This is a genomic window from Streptomyces sp. NPDC001933 (assembly GCF_042890955.1).
In the GTDB taxonomy this organism is placed as follows: domain Bacteria; phylum Actinomycetota; class Actinomycetes; order Streptomycetales; family Streptomycetaceae; genus Streptomyces.
In genome coordinates, this window is sequence record NZ_JBIASS010000106.1 from 1 (window position 1) to 2,663 (window position 2,663).

Annotated in this window: 2 protein-coding genes; one reads left to right on the forward strand and one right to left on the reverse strand. The window is 67.0% G+C overall.

Going from position 1 to position 2,663, the window contains the following annotated elements; all coding sequences use genetic code 11:
- Positions 1-36 precede the first annotated feature (36 nt).
- Positions 37-1,203, reverse strand: a complete 1,167-nt coding sequence (locus ACFYY7_RS45555; RefSeq protein ID WP_388672338.1) for an IS630 family transposase — start codon at positions 1,201-1,203, stop codon at positions 37-39.
- A 465-nt stretch (positions 1,204-1,668) separates the two neighbouring features.
- Between ACFYY7_RS45555 and ACFYY7_RS45560 the strand changes: the two genes are divergently transcribed.
- A complete protein-coding gene (locus ACFYY7_RS45560) occupies positions 1,669-2,439 on the forward strand; it encodes a hypothetical protein (protein WP_388595220.1) in 771 nt (256 codons plus the stop codon).
- Positions 2,440-2,663: the final 224 nt, after the last annotated feature.

A 2,663-nucleotide genomic window follows, 5' to 3' on the forward strand; every position in this document is an offset into this window, starting at 1 on the left:
CTAAGTGGTCAACGTCGGAAGTCCTTCGGGGGTTGATCATGTGGTTGGCTGCGCGGAGGATTCTTCCTGGTGATCGGCGGTGTGTCGGTCGAGCCTGGCCAGCAGGTCGTCCAGGTCGGAGGTGGTGAACTTCCACTGGTATGGCTGTGCTGTGGCGTTGTAGCGGTCTTCGAAGGCTCGGAGCCGGTCCCTGACCTGGGCCAGGTCGGTGAAGTCGTTGGGCGAGACGACCTTGCGCTGCACGACGGAGAAGTAGATTTCCACCTGGTTGAGCCAGGAGGCGTGGACCGGGGTGTGGACCATGAGCGCGTTCGGGAATGCACTGGTCAAGCGGTCGGCGGCCTTCTGCCCGCGGTGGGAGGAGCCGTTGTCGACGATCCAGAACACCCTTTTGGCGCTGGCGTACGGCTCTTGGTTCATGACCTGGGTGACCAGGTTCATGAACGGGTCGATGCCGGTTCTGGGCTCGGTGCGGCTGAGCACCCTCGCGTGGTGGACGTCGTAGGCGGCCAGGTAGGCCAGGGCACCGCCGCGGCCGTAGGTGTGGTTGATCCGCATCGCCCGGGCCTGTCCGGGGGCCAGGGTGGGGTGGCAGCGGCAGCGGGCCTGGATGGAGGTCTTCTCGTCGGCGCTGATGACGTACTCGTCCGGTCCGAGCGGTTCGCCCTGCCAGGTGCGCGCGTACAGATCCAGTACACGGGCGGCCTTGGGTCCGAAATCGGGGTCGTGGATGAAGATCCAGGAGCGGTGCTGCCAGGGCTTGAGCGCGTCCCGGGCCAGCCAGCGGCGCACGGTGGAGTCCGACAAGGCCGGGGCGATGCCTCGTGCCGTGGCCTCGCGGGCCAGTTCCGGGCACGACCAGCGGGCCAGCGGCGTGCCGGTCTCGGCGGGTAGTTGGCAGGCCAGGGCCTTGACCTGGGCGGTCTGCAGGGCGGTGAACGAGGGTGGCCGGCCGGGGCGCCGACGGTCAGCCAGCCCGGGCATGCCCTCGTAGGCGAAGCGGCCTCGCCAGGTCCGCACGGTGTCCACATGCAGGCCCGTCTCGCGGGCGATGCACGCGTTGGAACGGCCCCGTGCCGCGTGGAGCACGACGTGCGCTCGGATCCGGGCCTGGTGGGGAGTCCTGTGCCCGTAGGCCATCTTCTTCAGCCGGTGCCTCTGCGAGGCAGTCAGCGATATCGGGCGGGCGGTGGCAACGGGCAAGGCAGGCAGGCCGATCAGCAGAAGTGGATCTTACTGGCTGGAGCCTGCCGCACCGCCTGACGCGGGCGGCCGGACAGGATGACCCCTTGCCCACCGTGCCGGAGTCGGCCAAGACCTCCCCTGCCCAGAAGCTGCCCGCGCGGCCTGGGCCGCCTGGCGGCAGCTCGCCGGCCTGGACGTCCGCTGCCGCGGCCAGTTCGCCTATGCCGGCGGCGAACTGGCCGACGGCGAAAGCAAACAAGCTGATGCGTCTGAACCGCTGAGGATCCGCCGGCACCTGCGGCTTCGCCCTCTACCTCACCCTCCCCGACATCTGAGAGAAGCCACCCACGGCACCGGCTCCGATATCAACCCCGAAGGATTTCCGGAGCCGACTTGCCATAGGGTGCACGGGTGGCTGACGTTAGTTTCGAGGCTCTGACGCGAGATCATGGCCGGCGTGCACCGGAGCCGACGTTCGGTGAGGTGACCGACCGGGTCTGTCGATGGCTCCGAGCCGTGGACGCCTCGGGCCTGGAACAGGCTTTCGACGAAGCCTCTTGGTTTGCGGATGTGCAAGTACAACCGTTCAGGGCACTCCTGGCGCTGGCGGAACCGGCACTACAGGCAAGCATGGAGCCCAACGCGCCGTCGGCGGACTTTACGACGCTGCTGACCAGGTTGCAGCTGCGCCTCGCCGCCCCGCTCCCACCCTCGCTGATCGGATTTTGGGAGCTACGGGCGCGAAGCCCGCAATGGCGCACACTGTTCGACACGCTGGTGAGCCCGAAGATATTCGCCCCATCCGCTTATCTCGACGGTCATGACTACGGCCCCGAGTACCGGCTGTCGGTGGCAGGGGTGGACAACTCGATTCGCCCGGTCCATGAGTCCTTGGACTACGGATACCAGGAGTGGTTCGACGACGCCGCAGAGGGCCTACGCGCCAGGGCTACCACCTGGCAGAATTTTGAGATCGGTGACAGCGTGATGCTCGACCCTACCGTCGCCCGCTCACTGATTCAGATCGCCTCCGACCATGGCGAGTGGGTCGTACTTGTCAGCGACTGGTGCGACGACACTGGCGAGTCGCCCATCTTCCGGGCCGGCGACGACTACGAGGGCTACGCGGACCTGCTCGGCACCAGCCTGCCGCAGTGGCTTGGCCTGGAGGTCGACGCGACGATGGCACATCTCGTCACACCGGACAGCGCCACTGACGTGGCAAGCGGGGCAAGCCTGCTCGGCTCAGCATGAACCGTGTATATCTACGCGATTGAACGCTGTCACGCTCGCGGGTCACGCACCCTTCCGCCGGGGTATCACGCTGCCCGATCCGGCCCCCAATCCCGAGCCCGGTTTCTCGTACACCCCTACCCGGTAGGCGCCCAGTCTGTCCGTGGGCGTTGAGATGTGGTCAAGGCCCCGCGTAGGTCCCACTCTGCGTCAACCCCCGAAGGACTTCCGACGTTGACCACTAA